Genomic DNA, 21,993 nt, shown 5'->3' on the forward strand with positions numbered 1-21,993 from the left:
TATCAATATGATAATAAATATTAAGAGAATTAAACAGATAAATTGATAAAACATAAAATACAAAATATGATTTTAAAAAAATCACAGCTAATGCTTTAACTTCAATCTATTTTCAATCATCCCAATTGAATCTTTATCAATGAGCGCTAATGGCATCCTATTTAAATTTAGCCTCAAAATACTTGCACTTTTTTTGGGATGCAATTGTATTTTACCATCAATTGCAGCAATAGCCGCTTTTAAACATGCTTCTTCAGTATCGCCTAATGTTGGGTTGTTTGGCATCGTAACATTCAAATCAGGTTCCATGCCATTAAAATAATCAGACCATCCTTGTGCATTTTTAATGAGGAAACTGCTGAGATAAACCGAGTATTGATCGATATTTATTCCGAAGAAACCAACCGGTTTTCCATAAGTCTTTTCGCCGATCAACTTCACATTGAAATAAGGTTTCAAACAGCTGATCAATAATTCACTCGCTGAAGCCGTCTGACCAGATACTATAATGTACACATCTTGTATTGATTCCAAGCTTCCCTTTTTATTGAATTTATATGTATTGCCACTTTCTGTATAATCAACATCGGCCAGTGTTGCTAAGCGTCCATTATACATAATGGTTTTTCCATTCTCGTCTAGGTAGGGCTGATGACGCAGAATTGTTGCCTTACCGCTTTGAAGTATCTGATTAAATTGTTCTGAATACATTATTTTGCCATTTAATGTATTGGGTGCAATTAAATTGGCAACATACTCTGCTGTTTCAACATAGCCGCCGCCATTAGAACGTAAATCTAAAACCAGATATTTAGGTTTATCCACTGAAATTTCATCAAAAACCTGATCTAAATTAGATTTAGAGATGCTTAAGGATGGAAATGAACCTATTGCTACATAAGCGATAATCTTGTCGTCTAAACGGATAAGGCGTTTAGCCAACACAGCTTCTCCGTTGATTACCCCGGCACGATTCCCTCCACTGGTAGTTCTTCCTATTTGAAGGTATGAATATTTAGGTACACCGTTATAGTTAGAAATTTCGAATGGCTTACCAGTAGCCTGGTTAAGTTTAAATTGGGAAATATCGAAAAGTTCATTTCTAAATGCACTTATTTCAGATTGGACTTTACTATATTTTTCTCTTGGTTTAAAAGCGGCATAACCAGGTAACACATCATTCCATAAATAAACCTGTTTTGCATATAAAAAAACAGAATCAAGCGTAAATTCAGTTCTTGTACCTGTAGTTGGTGAAACAATTTCCTCCTTATCTATCTCGATCGGCCTATCTTTTTTACAGCTAGCGCAAGCCACTATTAGAAATAAAACGAGAATCCCTTTTATGAATTTATAATTATACGTACAACCTGTATTATAGATTTTCAATTTTTTAAAGCTAAAGTTTAAATTAAAATACAACAATCCTTTTGATTATTATTTGTTTTTCGACAATTTAAAACCTACACAAATAAACCGATTTTATTTGCTATTTTTGACAATTCCTTATTATCATTATTTACATTATTAATATACAATAGGTAAATAATAAAAATACATAGCCGTTAACGTTTCTTAATATGTTAGATATAGGGGTTACCTTAAGAAGGTACAGGGATAAGTATAGTTATACACAGCAATACGCTGCTGATGTAATCGGAATAAGCAGGGTTGCTTATCGAAAGTGGGAAAACAATGAAGTAGATTTTTCACTCTCGCAACTGGGCAAAATTGCCGAACTCTACGAAATCTCCATTCAGGACATCATCACTCAATCAGCCTTTAAGAAAGCTAAGATAATTTCCCAAAAACAAAAAGAGCATCCGTATTTTGATGTATCATCTGGTCAATAAACTATAACCTGATAGCCTCTATCGAATCATTATTTGTAAGTATCTTACAAACACATTCCAGATTGAAATCAGGATAAGCCTCTACAAATTTTTTATACTTATTAGGTTTAAACTGGACATCGTTATATTTAACCTCGTAAGCAAGACCCTTTTTTAATTGTTCTTCTACCACGAAATCCACTTCATTACCATCCGCAGTGCGCCAGAAATGTAAATTGTCTGAATCATGCAACTGCCTTAGCCTGCAGTAAACATAATTCTCGAGCAATTCGCCTTTATCTGCTCTATCGTTTAACTTCGTAAAATTATTTAACAAAACATTGCGCAAGCCATTATCATTAAAATAACTCTTTGGCATTTTGGTTAATTCTTTTCTCACATTACCATAAAAGGGAGAAAGCAATTGTACTATAAAAGTTTTCTGCATTAAATAAATGTAGTTTTCTACCGTAGAACTGGCCATTTGCAATATATTTCCCAGCTCATGATTATTCACCAGATTGCCTGTTTGATCGGCTAATAACCTGGCCAGTTGAAAAAACTTAAGTTCTTCCTTAATGCCTGCTTCTAAGGCATCTTTCTTCATATAGCTGTTTACAAGCTCTTTAAGCATTTCTTGCTTTTCCTGTTCCGTATCTGCTAAAACAACAGCAGGATAACCACCGTAAACCAAATATTCATCAAACAGTGCATTTATACGGTTACGCTGGAGCCCCTGGTAAGTAACTCTTTTTTTCATTTGCTCCCACTCAGCGATTAAATCATCCTCACCTTTAAAGTGCAAAAATTCATCAAATGCCAAAGGAAAAAATTCAAATACCTTTTTTCTTCCCGCTAAACTATCTTTAAAACTCTTATCAATGTAAAACGCACTGCTACCTGTAGCGATGATTTTTAATTTTGGTGAATACTTATCGTATAAAAGTTTTAAAAAATTACTGGGGTCTTTTGCATACTGAACTTCATCGATAATAACATATAACCGCTTATCTGCAGGAAAATCGGCCGGCAATAAGGTATAATTGAAAATATTTTCGGGATGGTGATTTACGGCCTCTAAAATAACAGGATCTTCGAAGGTTAAAAAATATACTAGCTCGTTATCCATTTGCAATTGCTCTGCCAGCTGCTTAACAAGCGTGGTTTTACCAATCTGCCTTGGCCCTATAATAATGGTGTGCTGAGGATTATTAAGGTGATTTTTTAGAGATTTTAATGCAGTTGATCTTTCCATATCGATAATTGACAAATACAAATATCGATAATTTTAAGATACAAATTCAATATTATCCGATAATTTTAAGATAACAACTCAATATTATCCGATAATTTTAAGATAAACACTCAACGTTAACAAAAAAAGTGGCCCTTTCGAGGCCACTTTAAATCATATTCTTAAAAGCAATTAAAGCTTTCTTGCTACTTCAACTTGTTCGTAAGCTTCTACGATATCGCCAACTTCGATGTTGTTAAAGTTCTGGATGTTTAAACCACACTCATAACCTTTATTCACCTCTTTCACATCATCTTTAAAGCGTTTTAACGATGCCAGTTCACCTGTATACACTACAACACCATCTCTAACGATACGGATCTTGCTGTTACGAGTAATCTTACCATCCAATACCATACAACCTGCAATGGTACCCACTTTAGTGATTTTGAAAGTCTCACGAATCTCAACGTTAGCCACAATTTTCTCTTCAAATTCTGGATCCAACATACCTTCCATCGCCGATTTAATCTCGTTGATTGCATCGTAGATGATAGAATATAAACGGATATCAATTTGCTCAGCTTCTGCAAGTTTACGTGCACCTGTTGATGGACGAACCTGGAAACCGATAATAATCGCATCAGAAGCCGAAGCTAGCAATACATCAGACTCTGAAATCTGACCAACACCTTTACTGATGATATTGATCTGAATCTGCTCAGTTGATAGTTTCAACAATGAATCGGCTAATGCCTCGATTGAACCATCCACATCACCTTTAACAATGATATTAAGCTCTTTAAAGTTACCGATAGCTAAACGACGACCGATTTCATCCAATGTAATATGTTTCTGCGTACGCAATCCCTGCTCGCGTTGTAACTGCATCCGTTTGTTTGCAATATCACGTGCTTCGGTTTCACTTTCTAAAGCATTAAATCTGTCACCAGCCGTTGGTGCACCTTGCATACCCAAAACCTGTACCGGTTGTGATGGACCTGCTGAATCTACTTTAGCTCCACGCTCGTTGGTTAATGCTTTTACACGTCCGCTGTAACTACCTGCTAAGATTGGATCTCCCACTCTTAACGTACCGGCCTGAACCAACACTGTGGTTACAATACCACGTCCTTTATCTAATGCTGACTCAATTACAGTACCTGTAGCTCTCTTATTCGGATTTGCTTTAAGTTCTAATAATTCAGCTTCTAATAATACTTTATCTAAAAGTAAATCAACATTTAAGCCACTTTTGCTTGAGATTTCCTGTGATTGGTATTTACCACCCCAATCTTCAACCAGGATATTCATTACCGATAACTGCTCACGTACTTTATCTGCATTTGCCCCTGGTTTATCTACTTTAGTGAAAGCAAATACCAATGGTACGCCTGCTGCCTGTGCGTGGTTAATCGCCTCTTTTGTTTGAGGCATCACTGCATCATCCGCAGCAATAACAATAATGGCAATATCTGCTGCCTTAGCACCACGTGCACGCATCGCTGTAAAGGCTTCGTGACCTGGTGTATCTAAGAAAGTTACCTTTTTACCGGTTGGCGTAGTTACCATGTAAGCACCAATGTGCTGGGTAATACCACCTGCCTCACCAGCAACCACATTTGCTTTACGGATATAATCCAGCAATGAGGTTTTACCGTGATCGACGTGTCCCATAATCGTAACAACCGGAGCTCTTTCGATTAAATCTTCTTCTTTATCTTCCTCTTCAATTACGTTCTCTTCATCTTCATCTGGTTTTACGAATTGAATTTCGTAACCAAACTCATCTGCCACAATTGTTAAAGTTTCAGCATCTAACCGCTGGTTAATGGAAACGAACATTCCAAGACTCATACAAGTACCAATAATTTTGGTAACTGGCACATCCATCATGCTCGCTAACTCATTAGCCGTAACAAATTCTGTTACTTTTAATATTTTCGATTGCGATTCAAGTTCGTTTGCGGCCTCTTCTGCATTATAAGCCACATCATCACGTTTCTGACGACGTAATTTAGCGCGTTGTGCAAATTTACCAGATTTACCCGCACCACTTAAACGGGCAAGTGTTGCTTTGATCTGATCTTGAATTTCTTTCTCAGTAGGTTCTTCTTTTGGTCCGCTTGGTGTAGCATTTCTATTTTGGAAACCTGGTCTGTTATTGTTGTTATTTCTATTTCCCTGATAAGGAGTTCCGCCTTGTCCGGCTGGTCTGTTACCCTGATATGGAGTTCCACCGGCTGGTCTGTTACCTTGATAAGGTGTACGAGGTTGCCCTGGTGTACCACCTTGGCCCTGGCCCTGACCTGCAGGATTATTCTGTCCTTGCTGCCCTTGACCACCGTGTTGACCTGGCTGGCCAGGTGCTCCCGGAGTTTTTTTGCGTTTACGCTTACGTTTAGCGGCTTCACTATCGCTAGATGATGCTACCGGACCGTTTCTTCTATCCGGTGTTGTTGGTAGAACAATTTTACCAACGATGTTCGGACCAGTTAATTTAACGCTACGTGCTTTAATTACCTCAGACTCGTTGCTTACCGGTTTTGCTTCAGCTGGTTTTTCTTCCACTTTAGGCTGTTCAACTGGTTTTACAGGCTCAGTCGCTTTAACCACAGGTGTTTCTGCAACTGGTGCTGGTGCAACAGGAACTTCTTCTTTTTTAACCTCAACCGGTTTTTCTTCCGTTTTAGGTTGTTCTACTGGCTTTACAGGTTCTGGTGCTTTAACCACTGGTGGTTCTGCAACAGGCGCTGGTGCAACAGGCGTTTCTTCTTTCTTAGCCGGGCGTGTTTTCGGGTTAAGATCATTTAAATCGATCTTTCCTACAATTTTAACGCCTGGTAATCCGGTTTCCTCTGCTTTTTCTTCTGCCTTAGTTTCTTTTACTGGCTCTGCTGCTGCCGCAGGTGCTGGTGTTGGCGCTTCTGCCTTAGGTGTTTCTACAACCTTTGGTTTTTCTACCGGAGGGGTAAATGATTGAGTATTTTTAATTAAAATCTCTTCATTTTTCTCAAAATCGGTATTTTTCTTCGGCGCTTCTACTGGCTTTTCAGTCTCAGGCTCGTCACGACGTATTTTACCAATCACTATTTGTTTGGCTTCTTCTCTTACGATCTTATCTCCCTGATACTCTTTTAACAAGGCATTATACATGTCTCCCGTAAGTTTAAACATAGGGCTTTTCTCGGCAGAGAATCCCTTTTTGTTTAAAAACTCAACGGCCGTACCCATGCCTATATTAAGTTCTTTAATAGCTTTAATTAAAATGATTGGTTTGTCGTCTGACATTTAGCTCCTGTTATTGTTTTTTATTTAATACAAAAGTAGTGTTTATTTGGCAATTACACCACTTATTCAAATTCTGACTTCAAAATTTGAACCACTTCTTTAATGGTTTCCTCTTCAAGGTCGGTGCGTTTCACTAAATCTTCTACTGTAAGTGCTAGTACACTCTTAGCAGTATCGCAACCGATAGCCTTTAATTCATCAATGATCCAGCTATCAATCTCATCTGAGAATTCTTCTAAATCAACGTCCTCATCGCTCTCTTCTCCAGCTTCACGGTACACATCAATTTCATAACCGGTTAATTTACCAGCCAGTTTAATATTATGTCCGCCACGTCCGATTGCCAATGAAACCTGATCTGGTTTTAAGTAAACCGATGCATGTTTGGTTTCATCATCCAATTTAATAGAGGTGATTTTTGCCGGGCTTAAAGCACGGGTAATGTATAATGAAATATTATTTGTGAAATTAATCACATCAATGTTTTCATTTTTCAACTCGCGAACGATACCGTGGATACGTGATCCTTTCATACCTACACACGCGCCAACCGGATCGATGCGGTCATCATATGACTCAACAGCAACTTTAGCACGCTCCCCTGGCTCACGAACAATTTTCTTAATGGTGATTAAACCATCGAAAATTTCCGGAACTTCCTGTTCGAACAGGCGTTGTAAAAATTCTGGTGCTGTTCTCGAAATGATAATTTTCGGATTGGCGTTGATCATTTCCACTTTAGAGATTACTGCTCTTACAGAATCACCTTTTTTGAAATAATCAGCCGGAATCTGCTCTGTTTTAGGCATTAAAAGTTCGTTACCTTCATCATCTAAAACCAAAGTTTCTTTCTTCCAAACCTGATAAACCTCACCTGTTACAATTTCGCCTACCCTGTCTTTATATTTTTTAAAGATTTCGTCTTTCTCTAATTCCAATACTTTAGAAACCAATGTTTGGCGTGCTGCTAAAATTGCCCTGCGACCAAAACTCTCTAAGGTAATCTGTTCGATATAATCATCTCCCACTTCTAAAGTGTTATCTAATTTAGAAACTTCAGCAAGTTCAATTTCTAAATCATCATCTTCAGAAAACCCATCTTCCATTACTTTTCTCGTTCTCCAGATCTCCAAATCCCCGTTATCCGGATTTACGATAACGTCACAATTTTCGTCTGTTCCGTATTTTTTACGCAACATGCTACGAAAAACTTCTTCCAGCACACTGATCACCGTTGGGCGATCTATATTTTTGAAATCTTTAAACTCCTGAAAAGAGTCGATCAAATTAATTGTTGTAGTACTCATTTTTACTTAAATGAAATTAACACACTTGTTTCTATTATATCATTAAACGGAACATCTGTTTGAATTGCTACCGCCTTTTTCCCTTTTTCTTTAACCGACTCTTCAATCTGCAGGTTATTTTCTGTAACCGCTAATAGTTTTCCCTCTTTTTTTAACCCTTCTTTAAGCTTAATGCTTACCGTACGGCCAATATTTTTATTGTACTGACGGATGAGTTTTAAAGGCTCGCCAACACCTGGCGAAGAAACTTCTAAATTATAAGCCTGTTCTATTGCATTTTCTTCTTCGAGATGAAAACCAACATGCCTGCTTATGGCCACACAATCCTGTATGCTAATCCCTTCGTCGCCATCAACATGAATAATTAGTTTATTGTTTGGCAACATTTTTACTTCAACCAAAAACAGTTCTGGCCGATCTGCTATTTTTTCCTCTACGAGGGCTGCAACTCTCTTTTCTACCTGCATATTTTAACCTGATTTCATAGAAAAAGGGGACACTGTCCCCTTCTCTTTTCTTCGATTACGATGCAAATGTAGTAATTTTTTACAAAAAATCAAACACCTGCACTAATTATTATGCTGATTATTACCGTTTAAGTGTTTGTCGCTGCGCTTTTAGGTTCTGTTTACCTTTCCCCATCATCAGATCGCCAGCGGTTGCAAATTTTACCCCAATATAACTTTCTACCAGATACTCTTTACCCTTAAGAAAAGGCTGATCGGGCCTGAATACGAGCGAATCACCTAGTATCTTGATCTTGCCGGGCACTTCCAGCTCATCCTGAATACTATCCAGCTCTCCTGGTTTTATCAAAACCGAAATCACATTAAGTGTATCTGCATTAGCTTTATAGGCATTTTTAACCTGTAAGAGGCTCGCCTCATCAATATTTTTAATTACTATTGATGCACTATCGCCAGCAAACTTAATTACCGGTTTGTTGTTTGTATTCGAACATGAAAGTGCAAACATGGAAACAGCAATTAAAACCGTGTATTTTAAAAAGCATTTAAACATTTACAAAAATAAACAATTATGAGATTTATTATTGAAATCCTTTTAACAGGACTGGCGTTTTTTGTCGGCGCAAAACTGGTGCCAGGGGTGAGTATTGATGGCTTCGGAAATGCCATTATCGCCTCGGTGCTGATTGCTCTTGCAAATGCAACGATCGGATTCATCCTTAGGCTATTAACTTTTCCAATCAATTTCTTAACCTTAGGGTTGGTATCATTTATCATTACCGTTTTAATGATTTTACTGGTTGATAACATGATGACCTCTTTTAACACTTCAGGTTTTATTGCTGCAGCATTTTTAGCGATTGTAGTTGCTTTGATTAAGGCGATATTTAGTGCTGTTGCCGGAGAGAAGGAATAGTTCGGAGTCGTGAGTCTGTAGTCATGAGTCGAATTGGACTAAGGACTACAGACTTTGACTAAAAGACTACCGGATAACTTCTCTAGATATCACCATTTTCTGGATCTCAGAAGTTCCTTCGTAAATCTGGGTAATTTTAGCATCGCGCATTAATCGCTCCACGTGGTATTCTTTAACGAAACCATAACCACCGTGCACCTGTACCGCTTCAATGGTTACATCCATAGCAACTTTCGAAGCAAATAACTTGGCCATAGAACCTGCCTGAGTATAGGGTAAACCCTGGTCTTTTAGCCAGGCAGCCTTATAAACCAACAACCTTGCAGCTTCAATCTGGGTGGCCATATCGGCCAGTTTAAAAGCAATAGCCTGATGTTCAGAAATGGGTTTCCCAAACGATTTACGTTCTTTAGCATACTGGGTAGCTAACTCGAAAGCACCTTGCGCAATGCCTAAAGCCTGTGCCGCTATACCAATCCTGCCCCCTTCTAATGTTTTCATGGCAAATTTGAAACCGAAGCCATCTTCGCCTATTCTATTTTCTTTAGGTACTTTAACATCATTAAACATCAGCGAATGCGTATCAGAGCCACGGATACCCAATTTATTTTCTTTTGGCCCAATGGTAAAACCTTCCATGCCTTTCTCTACAATAAAGGCATTTATACCTTTATGCCTTAACTCAGGGTGCGTTTGTGCAATAACCAGGTAAGTTGATGCAGTACTTCCGTTGGTAATCCAGTTTTTGGTGCCATTCAATAAATAATAATCCCCTTTATCTTCTGCTGTTGTACGTTGTGAGGTAGCATCAGATCCCGCTTCGGGCTCTGATAAACAAAAAGCACCTATTTTTTCGCCTGCAGCCAATGGCTTTAAATATTTTTCCTTTTGGGCCTCACTCCCATAAGCCTCTAATCCGTAACAAACCAAAGAGTTGTTTACCGAAACCACTACTGAGGCAGAGGCATCGATTTTAGACAACTCTTCCATCACCAGCACATAAGAAATGGCATCGAGTCCGCTTCCATTATATTTTTCACTCACCATCATCCCCAGGAAACCAAGTTCTCCGAGTTTTTTTACCTGTTCGGCCGGAAATTTCTGATGCTCGTCTCTTTCAATCACGCCAGGCTTTAATTCTTGCTGCGCAAAATCGCGGGCAGCCTGCTGAATCATTATTTGCTCTTCACTTAATTCAAAATGCATAACATTTATGTATAAAAGGTTAGTAAATCAAATGTAGCATTTCCGATCGAAATTACTATGGCTGCATAGCAATTTATTTTCATTTTATTTTACCTTGCTGCAAAAGCTTTGCTTAGGGATTTGGTTTGTTAACCAAAATAGTTGCACAATTTAGGCCACCTAAATCCGGCAGTAGTGGCAGCTCCAGATCCTTCATCTGGACTATAACGGATGACGGGACAGGAATCGACCTATAAGTTACTTCCCTGCTTTCCTAAACAAATATTTAATTGTTATTTTTTTGGAAAGCAAGAGCGGCAATACTTCGGTTTGGATAGCCCTGCCCTTTGCTTAATCCAGACGGAAGAATCTGGATAACGCTGCCGGTCAGGTTTATTTAACTAAAGACAGTGTACTATGGACAACCAAAAAGATATAGCGGACAGCTTGTTAAAACGCCCACAGAAGAATTATTTAATTTCTTTCTTAGTCAAGATCAAGAACAAACTTAAACTCCCTAAAACCAGAATCAATAAAACCTGCGAAGAATGGATAATGGTTGAGTAAGCCAGGCCATCTTTAAAAGATATGCCATACAAAACCAGTGATTGGGCAACCATCCAATGAAAAACACCTATGCCACCCTGAACAGGGGCTGCCATTGCAAAACCTGAGAAAACAATTGCTGTAAATGCAGCATTAAAATGTAATCCGGAAGTAGCTTGAATGGAAGAAAAAGCAAAATACATGGAAAGTGAGTAGAAAAGCCAAATCCCCAGGGTATAGGTTAAAAACAAACCTTTTTGTTTTAGCTTGCTGTATGAACCAAATCCTTGTCGCAGGTTTACAAAAATGCGCAAGAATTTTTTACTGAATTTTTGACGGAGAAAATATATCGCAATAGCAATGAGCAGCAGTATAAGAACACCTGCGCCAACTAACCACAAATAATTAATAGCACTTAATTTTTTAATGAGATTGAGATATATGGTTTGATAAAGAAAATCGGCTACAATATCATACTGAAAAATAAGCATGGCTAAACTGGTAAGAAAAAGTACCAGTACATCAAACAGCCGTTCGGTAATTACCGTACCTATGGAAGCAAACATGGGCACCTTTTCTGCTTTATGTATAACGGAACAGCGACCAATCTCTCCGAAGCGTGGCAAGGCAAGATTGGCCAAATAGCCGATCATTACCGCGTGGTATGCATTCCAGAAACTTACCTGGTAATGGATAGACTGATAGAGCATCTGCCAGCGCAAAGCCCGTAACACATGCGCAATTAAAACAGCAATAGCTGAAATTACCACCCAAAAGTAATTGGCTGTTTTAATTTCCTGCCAAATCTTTTCTAAATCCTGACCTCTAAAAGCTAAATATAAGACTCCTATTCCTATTAAAAACAGGATGATGTACTTTAGCGCTGTTTTGAGATCGAATATCACAAGGTTATTTTAGCAAATGATTGTTATCGTCAGGAAAAACCAGTATTGGATTATATTTTTTGGCATCTTCTATTGGCAATGAGCCGTATGACATGATAATGAGGATATCACCTAATTGCGCCAAACGAGCCGTGGCACCATTTAAACAAATGGTTCCGGTTCCGCGTTCGCCTTTAATTACATAGGTTTCGAAACGCGCACCATTATTATTATTTACAATCTGCACCTTCTCATTAGCGATAATGTTAGCTGCATCCATTAAATCCTCATCTATCGTAATACTGCCTACATAGTTTAATTCGGCTTGTGTTACCCTAACACGGTGTATTTTCGATTTTAATATTGTGATAACCATTTTGCAAAGTTAGTAATCAGTTTGGAGTTTCACTAACGGAAGATGTAAGTGAGATGTAATATGGAAAATGGATGATGAAAAAGGCCAATAGCCAACTACATCATCCATCTTACCTCTCCCATTTTCCATCACTTTATAATCATATTATCGATCAATCTCGTTGAGCCTACCTTTGCAGCAACGAGCGCGACAAGATTATTTTCCTCTTTCGATTTGGCGGGTTCAAGCGTATCGCTATTGGCTATAGTAAAGTAGTCGAGTTCTACACCATCTAAATTATTATAGACCGATTTTGCTTTGGTTTCTAATTCTTCTAATGAATATTCATTAAAATGATCGATCACGAATTGCAGCGATTTACTGAGTACCAGTGAATGCTTGCGATCGCTGGCTGATAAATGAATATTGCGGCTACTCATGGCCAGGCCATCATCTTCTCTAATTATCGGGCAGGTGATAATGGTAATAGGCAGCTTAAAATAAGCCAGCATATTCTTGATCATCAGTACCTGTTGAAAATCTTTTTGCCCGAACATGGCCACATCAGGCTCAACGGCATCGAACAGTTTTTTTACAATCTGTGTTACCCCTTGATAATGGCCTTTCCTAAATTCACCTTCCAATAAAAATTCGGCATTGCCTAAATCAATATGCCAGGCTTCATCTGCTCCTGCCGGATACATTTCCTCTACATCGGGCATAAACACGCCATTACAGCCTGCGTCTTCGAGCATCGCTAAATCGTGCTCAATGGGGCGCGGATATTTCTCTAAATCTTTTGGATCGGTAAACTGTGTTGGGTTTACGAAAATGCTGCAGATAATGATATCGGCATTTTGCTGGGCCAGTTTTATCAAAGATATATGGCCATTGTGCAGGGCACCCATAGTAGGCACTAATGCTATTTTTTTAGCTGATGCTTTTAAAGGTTTTAAAAAAGCTTTAAGCGCTGCTTTGGTTTTAAATATTTCCAATTTGGACAATCTAAATTAAAGCCGTAAAGGTGTAAATTAATCTAAACGAAACCAAACAAATGCTTGCTATATTGATAAATAGTATTATTATGCTTACCTTTGCAGCTCATTATCTTTTATTTAACTTAATATTTTCTTAGAATATGGAGATGGCAAAAACGAAGCTGCTGATTGTTACACACGAGATGTCGCCTTTCCTCGAGCTTACTAAAATTTCTGAAATTACGCGCCAATTACCACAGGCTATGCAAGAAAAAGGATTCGAAATCCGCATCTTGATGCCAAAATTCGGTAACATCAACGAAAGAAGAAATCGTTTACACGAAGTAATACGCTTATCGGGAATGAACATCATTATTGATGACAACGATAACCCTTTAATCATTAAAGTAGCCTCCATCCCAGCTGCACGCATGCAGGTTTATTTCTTAGACAATGAAGAATATTTCCAACGCAAACAGGTATTTAGAGATGCCAGCGGAAAATTCTTTGATGACAACGATGAACGTACAATTTTCTTTTGCAAAGGTGCATTGGAAACGGTTAAAAAATTAGGTTGGGCACCGGATATCGTTCACTGCCACGGCTGGATGAGTGCATTGGTTCCTGCTTATATCAAAACTACTTATAAAAACGATCCTACTTTTAAAAATTCTAAAGTAGTGTATTCTATTTATGAGGATGGCTTTACAGAAAAATTAAATGCCAATTTCGCTACTAAAGCTGTAATGGCGAATATGACTGAGGATGACACTAAAGCATTTTTACCATCTGATTGCGACAGCATGCACACCGGCGCTATAACTCACTCAGACGCAGTGGTTTTAGCAGATGAAAACTTAAGCAAAGATGTGTTAAAATTTGTTAAAGATTCCAATAAACCAACATTAGCTTTTAACTTAACCGAGAATTTTGAAAACTTCTATACTTTTTATGAAGAAATTTCAAATGATGAATTGGTTTCAGTAGCTTAATCAGGTATTATTATTTAAAATATGAAATTTACAAAACAAGACTTATTAACCCTGTTGATAGGTCTTTTTCTTTTTGCATCGTGTAAAAACCCAGATGGTGTTGGTTTAGATGTTGATCCAAATGCTGCCATTACCGGAACCCTGGTAGTATCTCCTGTAACCACACAATTGGTCGAGGAAACTGCGGCAAACACCTTAGGTTTAAACCGCTATCCACTAGGTTACATGACTGATCCTGTTTTTGGTAAAACAGAAGCTGGTATAGCCATGACCGTCTATCCTGTCGTTAACACAGATTTTGGAACTGCACCTCAGCTTGATTCGGCCGTTTTAGTATTAAAATTCGATGAATCCAGCACGCTAACCAAATTTTATGGCGATACCACCAATTCTAAGTACAGTATAGATGTATTTCAACTGGCCAATAAGGTAACCACTTATAAAAGTTCAGATGTTCAATCCATCAACAATACTTTATTGGGGAATTTTACCGGCAAACTGGCACCGAATACTAAAACTAAGGTATTTGATGTTATAGCAGGCAAAGACACACTAAAGACGGTTCCGGCACAGATCAGAATTCCTTTAAATAAAGCATTTATCCAAAACGCCATACTCAATCAGGGTACAGCAGGAACCGCAACTGACACTAAGTTTATAGAATCATTTAAAGGTTTGTACGCACAAATCAACAAAACATCTTCTACGGGTGTTGGCGGAATTGCATTCTTCAACTTTTCAGGAACTGACTCTTACCTGCAACTGGTTTGGAAAAAAACGAACTCCTCTAATGGCGTAGATACCACAAGTGTAAATTTCCCTATAGGAAAACTGGTTCAAAACTCCACCGGAGGCTCTTCAATTTCGGGAGTAGCGGCCAATATTAAACACGATTATGCGGGCACTCCTGTACAGGAGCAGATTTCAAATCCGAATCCTTCGGCTTCATACAATGTAACTTATTTACAGGGTTTAGCTGGTGTAAAAACCAGGTTAACGTTCCCGGAACTAACAGGTTTTACCGGCACTTACGGAAAAGCAATTATCAATAAGGCAGAGTTAGTTGTAGAGATTGGTGAAAATGCGCCGGCATACCCTTTTAATGCTGCTCAACGACTTTCTTTATATCGTTGGGATATTGCACACCAGCCTGCAAACATACCTGATTTTACCACATTTTCTGGCAGCGCTTCTGGCGGGGCAGCACTTTTTGGCGGTTATTTCGATTCGTTAAAGAAACGTTATATTTTTGTTGTAACCAGTTACGTTCAGAGCTTGATTGATAAAAACATGGAAGATTACGGCACATTCCTGGCACCCACATCATATACTGATTTTCAGAATGTTCCTAGTGCTACTTCTGCTGAAAGGTCGATTATAGGCGCCAGCAATACAACTGCAAATAAGATAAAACTGAATATTTATTATACTAAAATCAATTAACGATTTTAGTATAATCGCAAAAACTCCTGCCAGCAAAACCGGCAGGAGTTTTTTTATATCCTTATTTTAAGGCAAAGAAATAATAAGTGTATAAAAAAAAGCTACCTGATGAGCGCTAGCTTTTTTATGTATTTTTAGCTTTTAATTAAAACGGAAGATCTCCATTTTCATCTGACGGGCCGATTGTAAATTCATCATCAATTTTAGTTTCAGTGTTTTGATGGATTGGCGTTGTCGGACTTTGCTCAAAATCGCTTTTCCTACCTAACATCGTAAAGTTTTCAGCTACAATTTCTGTTACATATTTTTTAACCTTTTCTTTATCCTCAAAGGATCTTGTTCTCAACTTGCCTTCAATATAAACCAACTTGCCTTTCTGAAGGTATTTCGAAGCAACTTCTGCTAAGCCTCGCCATAATACAATATTGTGCCATTCTGTTTGTTCTACCCGCTTACCGTCTTTGTTATATGTTTCCGAGGTAGCTAATGGAAAACTGGCTACGGTTACGCCACCATCTAAATGTCGCACTTCAGGGTCTTTGCCTAAATGGCCTACTAAAATAACTTTGTTAATCCCAGACATAAATATTTTTGGTTAGTTGTTTCGTTTTCTAAATGCGCACCGAATAAGATGGTTAGTTACTCCATTTTGTCCTCATAAAAATATTCCAGAACAAAATCATGGATTACTTTTGGCTGCGGTAACTCATCTAATTTACTTAAAGAAACCCAATTAAGTTCCTTTTGTTTATTAAAGTTAAATATATAATTTTTTAATGCAAAAAATTGTATATGGATTATTTGGTGAGTTAACAAGTGCTTTTTTTTGCTGATTAACATAAAATCTGCACTGCTACCGAAGGCATTTCTCACCATATCAGCGAAAAAGACACCATCTGCATCTTCAGGTATAAGCGTTTCTATGCTTGGAAAATCGTATAAATGCTGCCAAACATCACCAGCCTGCCGTTCTCTTACCAACACCTGTTCTCCATTAAAACAAACAAAATAATTAATATAACGGTGCTTTTGTGCCGCCTTTTTTAACTTAACAGGAAGCGCATTTACCATTTTATGGTTAAAGGCATAACAGGTTTGGTTAAGCGGACAAATACCACAATTTGGCGATTTAGGCTTGCACTGCATGGCCCCAAATTCCATTATCGCCTGATTGTAAAGGGCAGGATCATCCTGATAAAGCAGTTCATTTGCCAAAGTAAAAAACTCCTTTTTCCCTGCCGGAGAATTGATTGCGGTAGCAATGCCATAATACCTGGAAAGTACCCGGAATACATTTCCATCTACCACAGCACGTGCCTCTCCGGATGAAAAAGAAGAGATTGCAGCAGCTGTATATTCACCAATTCCCTTTAATTTTATCAGTTCATCATGCAGATTTGGGAAGATTCCACGATAATCTTTCACCACAGTTTGAGCAGTTGCATGCATATTTCTTCCCCTCGAATAGTAGCCCAATCCCTGCCAAAGCTTCAAAACTTTTGCTTCGGTAGCATTGGCAAAATCATTAACAGTAGGAAAATTCTCTAAAAATTTATTGAAATAAGGAAGGCCCTGCTCTACCCTTGTTTGTTGTAATATAACCTCTGATAACCAGATGGTATAAGCATCATTGGTATGCCTCCAGGGCAGATCTCTCTTGTTAAGCAGATACCAATTGATGAGTTCATTTTGAAATGTCATTAGTGCAAATTACGGTCTATTTATCCGATTAAAAAAAAACTTGCAATAGCCTGATAAGTCTAGCAATAAAAAAATCATCTTTTATTTCCCTATCTCATTAAAAAGCAATACTTTTGCAACCCCAAAACAGTAGTAATATTAAAACATAATATATAATAAATAATAAAATATGACTAAGGCAGATATTATTTCAGAAATATCAACAAAAACCGGAATTGAGAAGGTTGATGTACAGGAAACAGTTGAGGCATTTTTCAAGGTTATCAAAACCAGCATGATTGGCGGTGAAAATGTATACGTTAGAGGCTTCGGGAGCTTTGTTGTTAAAAAGAGAGCGCAAAAAACTGCGAGAAATATCTCAAAAAACACTGCAATAATTATCCCTGAACACTTCGTTCCTAGCTTTAAACCAGCAAAAGTATTTGTTGATAAAGTTAAAAGTAATTCAAAAAAAATTAACGTAGAAGCCTAAGTCTTATATATATGAATAGCAACATCAGATCAAAACAAACCATTGTTATTGGAGCGATTGTATTGCTTGTTGCATTCTTATTTACAAGAGACATTAAGGGTTTAGTTAAACCAACTGAAGAAAATGGAAAAATGCCTTCAAGTGGCCCAATGGCCGGAGCAGCTTCTCCATCTACAGCATCGGTATTAAACCTCGAAACTTCGTCTACTGCTGCAAAAAATGTGATCAATAAAAATTTGGCCACGGATATTACAGCTTTAGAAAACAGCTACAAAGGCGCAAATGGCACAGAAAAGATCGAACTTGCCAAACAACTGGCTCAGAAATGGGACGATGTTGAACAAATTACTCCATCTGCCTTATATTTAGAAGTTGTTGCCGAAGGCGAACCATCAGCAAAATCGTGGTTAGCGGCCGGAAATCAATTTATAAAAGCTTTTGAAAGCACACAAGATAGCATAGCGCAGCCTGCTTTATTGCAGAAAGCCAATGTATCTTATAAAAATGCATTAGAGAAAGACTCTACAAACATTGAAGCTAAAACGGGCTTAGGTGTAACAATAGTAAACGGCTTAGGCGCACCAATGCAAGGTATTGCAATGTTGCTGGAGGTTGTGGCTAAAGAACCTAAAAATGTAAAAGCGAATATGAATTTAGGATTGTTCTCTATAAAATCAGGTCAGTTTGATAAAGCAATTCCTCGTTTTAACACCGTAATTGCTATAGCTCCAACTCCTGAAGCCTATTTTTATTTAGGAACAGCTTTAGAAAATTTAGGCAGAAATAAAGAAGCAGTAAATGCTTACCTATCAAGCAAAAAATTAGCGGCTAACCCAACCTTAGCATCATTCATTGATAAGAAGGTAGCTGAACTAAAGAATAAAAATTAATTAACAGATTAATAAAAACATTTAAAACTTAAAACTATGCCAAGCGGTAAAAAAAGAAAGAGACATAAAATGGCTACCCACAAACGTAAAAAACGTTTAAGAAAAAACAGACATAAGAAAAAATAGTTTCTTATTTTGATTAAGCCAATTAAACCTCATAGTAAACACTATGAGGTTTAAACCATTTATATGATTTTTTATTGTATATCTTCTGGCTATATCACTGTTTTTATTTACTATCCATTTGTTAATAGGCGAAAGCCTTAAATCTGTAGCTGTTGGTAAAAGAATTAATTATCAATTCGACTCCTGCCGGAGTTACCATAGCGTTGATTGAAGACAAACAACTTGTTGAGCTTCACAAAGAACAAATCAATATTAACTACGCTGTAGGCGATATTTATTTAGGCCGCATTAAAAAAATTATGCCTGGCCTGAATGCTGCTTTCGTGGATGTTGGTTATGAAAAAGATGCTTTTTTGCATTACTTTGATTTGGGCCCTCAGGTGCAATCTTTAATTAAGCTAACGAAGATCAAGCGTAATGGCTCGGTTACAGGCACATTATTAGACAATTTAAAGCTGGAAGCCGATATTAATAAGGCAGGCAAAATTTCTGATGTGCTCAGTAAAAACATGCTCCTACCTGTACAAATTGCCAAAGAGCCAATTTCTACAAAAGGTCCACGTTTAAGTTCCGACATTTCGATTGCCGGCAGGTATGTGGTACTGGTGCCATTCTCCAATACCATATCTGTATCAAAAAAAATTAAAAGTAATACCGAACGTAATCGTTTAAAGAAGATTATTGAAAGTATTAAACCTCAAAATTTTGGGGTCATAATCAGAACCGTTTCTGAAGGCAGAGGGGTTGCCGAAATGCAAAAAGATCTTTTAGATTTAATTGCTAAATGGGAAAATTTCATTAAAAAATTGCCTTCTACCGAACCTTCTAAAAGAGTTTGGGGAGAAATGGACAGATCATCGACGTTAATTCGTGATATTCTGAACCCTGATTTTACAAACGTTTACGTAAGTACACCAGAGCTGTACGATGATATCCGTTCTTATGTTCACGATATTTCTCCTGAAATGGAAAAAATCGTTAAACTGTACAAACAGAAAGAACCCATCTTCGACCATTTTGGTATAGAAAAGCAGATTAAAAATGCTTTCGGAAAAACAGTAAACTTACCAGGTGGTGCTTACCTTGTTGTAGAGCACACTGAAGCACTCCACGTTATAGACGTGAACAGTGGAAACCGTACTGCCAGTAAAGAAAATCAAGAAGAGAATGCTTTACAGGTAAACAAAGAGGCGGCTAAAGAAATTGCCCGTCAACTGCGCTTGCGCGACATGGGCGGTATTGTGGTAATCGATTTTATCGATATGCACAAACCAACAAACCGTAAAATACTATTCGATTATTTGCGTGAGCTGATGTTATTGGATAGAGCCAAACACACTATTTTGCCTCCAAGCAAATTTGGTTTGGTACAAATTACCAGACAACGTGTTCGTCCGGAAATGAATATTGTTACGGTAGAAAAATGTCCGGCCTGCGATGGGACCGGAGAAATTAAAGCGAGTATCGTTTTAATGGATGATATTGAAAACAACCTTAATTATATTTTAAGAGAGCAAAATGAAAAAGGCGTTACACTTTGTGTACATCCATACATTGAAGCTTATATTACAAAAGGCATTTTCAACCTTCAACGCCGCTGGTTCTTTAAATATGGCCAATGGATTAAAGTTAAAGCGCAATCATCGTATCATTTAACTGAGTTTCACTTTATCTCTGCTAAAGACGAAGAGATAAAATTATAACTTAAAAAATTAACTGAAAGCCTGGATTTTAATCCGGGCTTTTTTGTTTAAGTAAATTTCTAACCTAAAAGTTTATCAACAAAGGTTCTTCATTTCATAGTGATGTTTCAAACCTCGCAGGTTTTGAAAACCTGCGAGGTTTAACCTATAACGCGATTCGGGCAAAAGATTAATTGTTCAAAAAAATAAAACCACTTTCAATCCTGAAAGGTTAAATTCGTAATCTAAAATTTTAATCAATTGGCAAAATCAAAAAGTGCATTTTTCTGTCAGAGCTGTGGTTACGAATCGGCAAAATGGTTGGGTAAATGTCCGTCATGTAACCAATGGAATACCTTCGTAGAAGAAATTGTAGAAAAAAACTCAGCATCTGTTCCAACCTGGAAAAGCGATACCGCAAGCCGTAAGCTAAGCAAGCCAAGCAAGGTTGATGAAATCCAATCGTCAACCGAGCGGAGAATATTAACGGGCGATAAAGAATTAGATCGTGTATTGGGTGGTGGATTGGTAGAAGGATCGCTGGTATTGATCGGTGGTGAACCAGGTATCGGTAAATCGACCCTGATGTTACAATTGGCTTTAAATTTAAAGGGTAAAAAACTGTTGTATATCTCTGGCGAAGAAAGCGAACAGCAAATCAAAATGCGGGCCGAAAGGATTCAGGAAAGCCCATCGTCTAACTGTTACATCCTGACAGAAACTTCAACGCAGAATATATTTAAACAGATCGAAATTCTGGAACCTGAAATTTTGGTTGTAGATTCTATCCAGACTTTGCACTCCGCTCATATCGATTCAACCCCAGGCAGCGTATCACAGGTAAGAGAATGTACAGCCGAATTATTACGTTTTGCAAAAGAAACCGGTGTACCAGTTTTCCTCATTGGCCACATCACTAAAGATGGCGCCATTGCAGGACCGAAAATACTCGAACACATGGTTGATACGGTTTTGCAGTTTGAAGGCGACAGGCATCATGTTTACCGCATTTTACGCTCAATTAAGAACCGCTTTGGGGCTGCTGCAGAATTGGGCATCTACGAGATGCAGGGAAGCGGTTTAAGAGAAGTCTCCAATCCTTCTGAGATTTTGTTGTCGCAGCGTGATGAGGAGCTGAGCGGAATAGCTATAGCTGCAACCCTGGAAGGCGCCAGACCGATGTTAATAGAAACACAGGCGCTGGTAAGTTCGGCAGCCTACGGAACTCCTCAGCGCTCTGCAACAGGTTTCGATACCAAAAGAATGAATATGCTCCTGGCTGTTTTAGAAAAACGCTGTGGCTTTAGGTTAAGTACACAAGACGTTTTCTTAAATATTGCTGGGGGGATTAGAGTAGAAGACCCTGCAATTGATCTGGCTGTATTAATTGCCATCATATCATCGCATCAGGACATTGCCGTATCTTCCAAAAATTGTTTCGCTGCAGAGGTAGGTCTATCAGGAGAAATAAGAGCGGTAAACAGAATTGAACAACGTATTGCTGAAGCAGATAAATTGGGTTTCGAAACAATTTATATCTCTAAATACAATTTAAAAGGTATTGCCATAGAAAAATACAACCTTGAGATTAAAGCTGTAAGTAAAATAGAAGAAGTGTTCAGCCTTGTTTTTGGGTAAATAAGAAGTGGGGAAATAACTCAACAACATTACTCATAAAGAAGACAATATTCTA

At 37.9% G+C, this 21,993-nt stretch carries 20 protein-coding genes; 8 read left to right on the forward strand and 12 right to left on the reverse strand.

The window, feature by feature from the left end:
* Nucleotides 1–87: 87 nt before the first annotated feature.
* Complete coding sequence (locus tag KYH19_RS18860) at nucleotides 88–1,389, reverse strand: S41 family peptidase (protein WP_219076218.1); 1,302 nt, start codon at nucleotides 1,387–1,389, stop codon at nucleotides 88–90.
* Nucleotides 1,390–1,580: 191 nt separating this feature from the next.
* On the opposite strand from KYH19_RS18860, the gene KYH19_RS18865 reads away from it, so the two are divergent.
* Nucleotides 1,581–1,853, forward strand: coding sequence for a helix-turn-helix transcriptional regulator (locus KYH19_RS18865; RefSeq protein ID WP_132399413.1), 273 nt, complete (start codon nucleotides 1,581–1,583; stop codon nucleotides 1,851–1,853).
* A 1-nt stretch (nucleotide 1,854) separates the two neighbouring features.
* Here the strand turns inward: KYH19_RS18865 and KYH19_RS18870 are convergent, their stop codons facing one another.
* From KYH19_RS18870 to KYH19_RS18890, 5 genes are all read right to left on the reverse strand, one after another.
* Complete coding sequence (locus KYH19_RS18870) at nucleotides 1,855–3,087, reverse strand: ATP-binding protein (RefSeq protein ID WP_219076219.1); 1,233 nt, start codon at nucleotides 3,085–3,087, stop codon at nucleotides 1,855–1,857.
* A gap of 171 nt (nucleotides 3,088–3,258) precedes the next feature.
* Nucleotides 3,259–6,357, reverse strand: a complete 3,099-nt coding sequence (gene infB / locus KYH19_RS18875) for a translation initiation factor IF-2 (protein WP_219076220.1) — start codon at nucleotides 6,355–6,357, stop codon at nucleotides 3,259–3,261.
* Nucleotides 6,358–6,419: 62 nt separating this feature from the next.
* Nucleotides 6,420–7,664, reverse strand: a complete 1,245-nt coding sequence (gene nusA, locus KYH19_RS18880) for a transcription termination factor NusA (RefSeq protein WP_219076221.1) — start codon at nucleotides 7,662–7,664, stop codon at nucleotides 6,420–6,422.
* Between the two features lie 2 nt (nucleotides 7,665–7,666).
* Complete coding sequence (rimP, locus tag KYH19_RS18885) at nucleotides 7,667–8,131, reverse strand: ribosome assembly cofactor RimP (RefSeq protein ID WP_219076222.1); 465 nt, start codon at nucleotides 8,129–8,131, stop codon at nucleotides 7,667–7,669.
* A gap of 121 nt (nucleotides 8,132–8,252) precedes the next feature.
* On the reverse strand, nucleotides 8,253–8,639 hold the full coding sequence (locus KYH19_RS18890) for a hypothetical protein (RefSeq protein WP_219076223.1): 387 nt from the start codon (nucleotides 8,637–8,639) through the stop codon (nucleotides 8,253–8,255).
* A gap of 63 nt (nucleotides 8,640–8,702) precedes the next feature.
* Here KYH19_RS18890 and KYH19_RS18895 point away from each other — a divergent pair, with 63 nt between their 5' ends.
* Complete coding sequence (locus KYH19_RS18895) at nucleotides 8,703–9,047, forward strand: phage holin family protein (protein WP_219076224.1); 345 nt, start codon at nucleotides 8,703–8,705, stop codon at nucleotides 9,045–9,047.
* A gap of 66 nt (nucleotides 9,048–9,113) precedes the next feature.
* On the opposite strand, the gene KYH19_RS18900 is transcribed toward KYH19_RS18895, so the two are convergent.
* The 4 genes from KYH19_RS18900 to panC form a co-directional block, all read right to left on the reverse strand.
* Nucleotides 9,114–10,253: an acyl-CoA dehydrogenase gene (locus tag KYH19_RS18900; protein WP_132399423.1), complete on the reverse strand. Its 1,140-nt coding sequence runs from the start codon at nucleotides 10,251–10,253 to the stop codon at nucleotides 9,114–9,116.
* 449 nt (nucleotides 10,254–10,702) lie between these two features.
* Entirely contained in the window at nucleotides 10,703–11,683 is a 981-nt protein-coding gene (locus KYH19_RS18905) for a lysylphosphatidylglycerol synthase transmembrane domain-containing protein (RefSeq protein ID WP_219076225.1), read from the reverse strand.
* Between the two features lie 4 nt (nucleotides 11,684–11,687).
* The gene (panD, locus tag KYH19_RS18910; protein WP_121284441.1) at nucleotides 11,688–12,038 is read right to left on the reverse strand and encodes an aspartate 1-decarboxylase; all 351 of its coding nucleotides are present in this window, start codon (nucleotides 12,036–12,038) and stop codon (nucleotides 11,688–11,690) included.
* A 128-nt stretch (nucleotides 12,039–12,166) separates the two neighbouring features.
* Complete coding sequence (panC, locus tag KYH19_RS18915) at nucleotides 12,167–13,012, reverse strand: pantoate--beta-alanine ligase (protein ID WP_132399427.1); 846 nt, start codon at nucleotides 13,010–13,012, stop codon at nucleotides 12,167–12,169.
* 149 nt (nucleotides 13,013–13,161) lie between these two features.
* Here panC and KYH19_RS18920 point away from each other — a divergent pair, with 149 nt between their 5' ends.
* Nucleotides 13,162–13,986, forward strand: coding sequence for a glycogen/starch synthase (locus KYH19_RS18920; protein ID WP_255562472.1), 825 nt, complete (start codon nucleotides 13,162–13,164; stop codon nucleotides 13,984–13,986).
* Nucleotides 13,987–14,007: 21 nt separating this feature from the next.
* Entirely contained in the window at nucleotides 14,008–15,429 is a 1,422-nt protein-coding gene (locus KYH19_RS18925; protein ID WP_219076227.1) for a DUF4270 domain-containing protein, read from the forward strand.
* A 145-nt stretch (nucleotides 15,430–15,574) separates the two neighbouring features.
* Here KYH19_RS18925 and KYH19_RS18930 read toward each other — a convergent pair whose 3' ends face one another.
* Nucleotides 15,575–16,012 (reverse strand): single-stranded DNA-binding protein, encoded by a 438-nt coding sequence (locus tag KYH19_RS18930; protein WP_193422884.1) that lies wholly within the window; start codon nucleotides 16,010–16,012, stop codon nucleotides 15,575–15,577.
* A gap of 56 nt (nucleotides 16,013–16,068) precedes the next feature.
* Nucleotides 16,069–17,130 carry an A/G-specific adenine glycosylase gene (gene mutY / locus KYH19_RS18935; RefSeq protein WP_219076228.1) on the reverse strand — a complete coding sequence of 354 codons (1,062 nt, stop codon included), beginning with the start codon at nucleotides 17,128–17,130 and terminating at the stop codon, nucleotides 16,069–16,071.
* 169 nt (nucleotides 17,131–17,299) lie between these two features.
* Between mutY and KYH19_RS18940 the strand changes: the two genes are divergently transcribed.
* The 4 genes from KYH19_RS18940 to radA all read left to right on the forward strand — a co-directional run bounded on the left by KYH19_RS18940 (nucleotide 17,300) and on the right by radA (nucleotide 21,938).
* The gene (locus tag KYH19_RS18940) at nucleotides 17,300–17,602 is read left to right on the forward strand and encodes an HU family DNA-binding protein (RefSeq protein WP_025143406.1); all 303 of its coding nucleotides are present in this window, start codon (nucleotides 17,300–17,302) and stop codon (nucleotides 17,600–17,602) included.
* 11 nt (nucleotides 17,603–17,613) lie between these two features.
* Entirely contained in the window at nucleotides 17,614–18,492 is an 879-nt protein-coding gene (locus tag KYH19_RS18945; protein WP_219076229.1) for a M48 family metallopeptidase, read from the forward strand.
* 278 nt (nucleotides 18,493–18,770) lie between these two features.
* Nucleotides 18,771–20,321, forward strand: a complete 1,551-nt coding sequence (locus KYH19_RS18950; RefSeq protein WP_219076230.1) for an Rne/Rng family ribonuclease — start codon at nucleotides 18,771–18,773, stop codon at nucleotides 20,319–20,321.
* Between the two features lie 240 nt (nucleotides 20,322–20,561).
* Entirely contained in the window at nucleotides 20,562–21,938 is a 1,377-nt protein-coding gene (gene radA / locus KYH19_RS18955) for a DNA repair protein RadA (protein ID WP_219076231.1), read from the forward strand.
* Nucleotides 21,939–21,993 lie beyond the last annotated feature (55 nt).

Origin of the sequence: Pedobacter sp. D749, assembly GCF_019317285.1 — a bacterium.
In the GTDB taxonomy this organism is placed as follows: domain Bacteria; phylum Bacteroidota; class Bacteroidia; order Sphingobacteriales; family Sphingobacteriaceae; genus Pedobacter.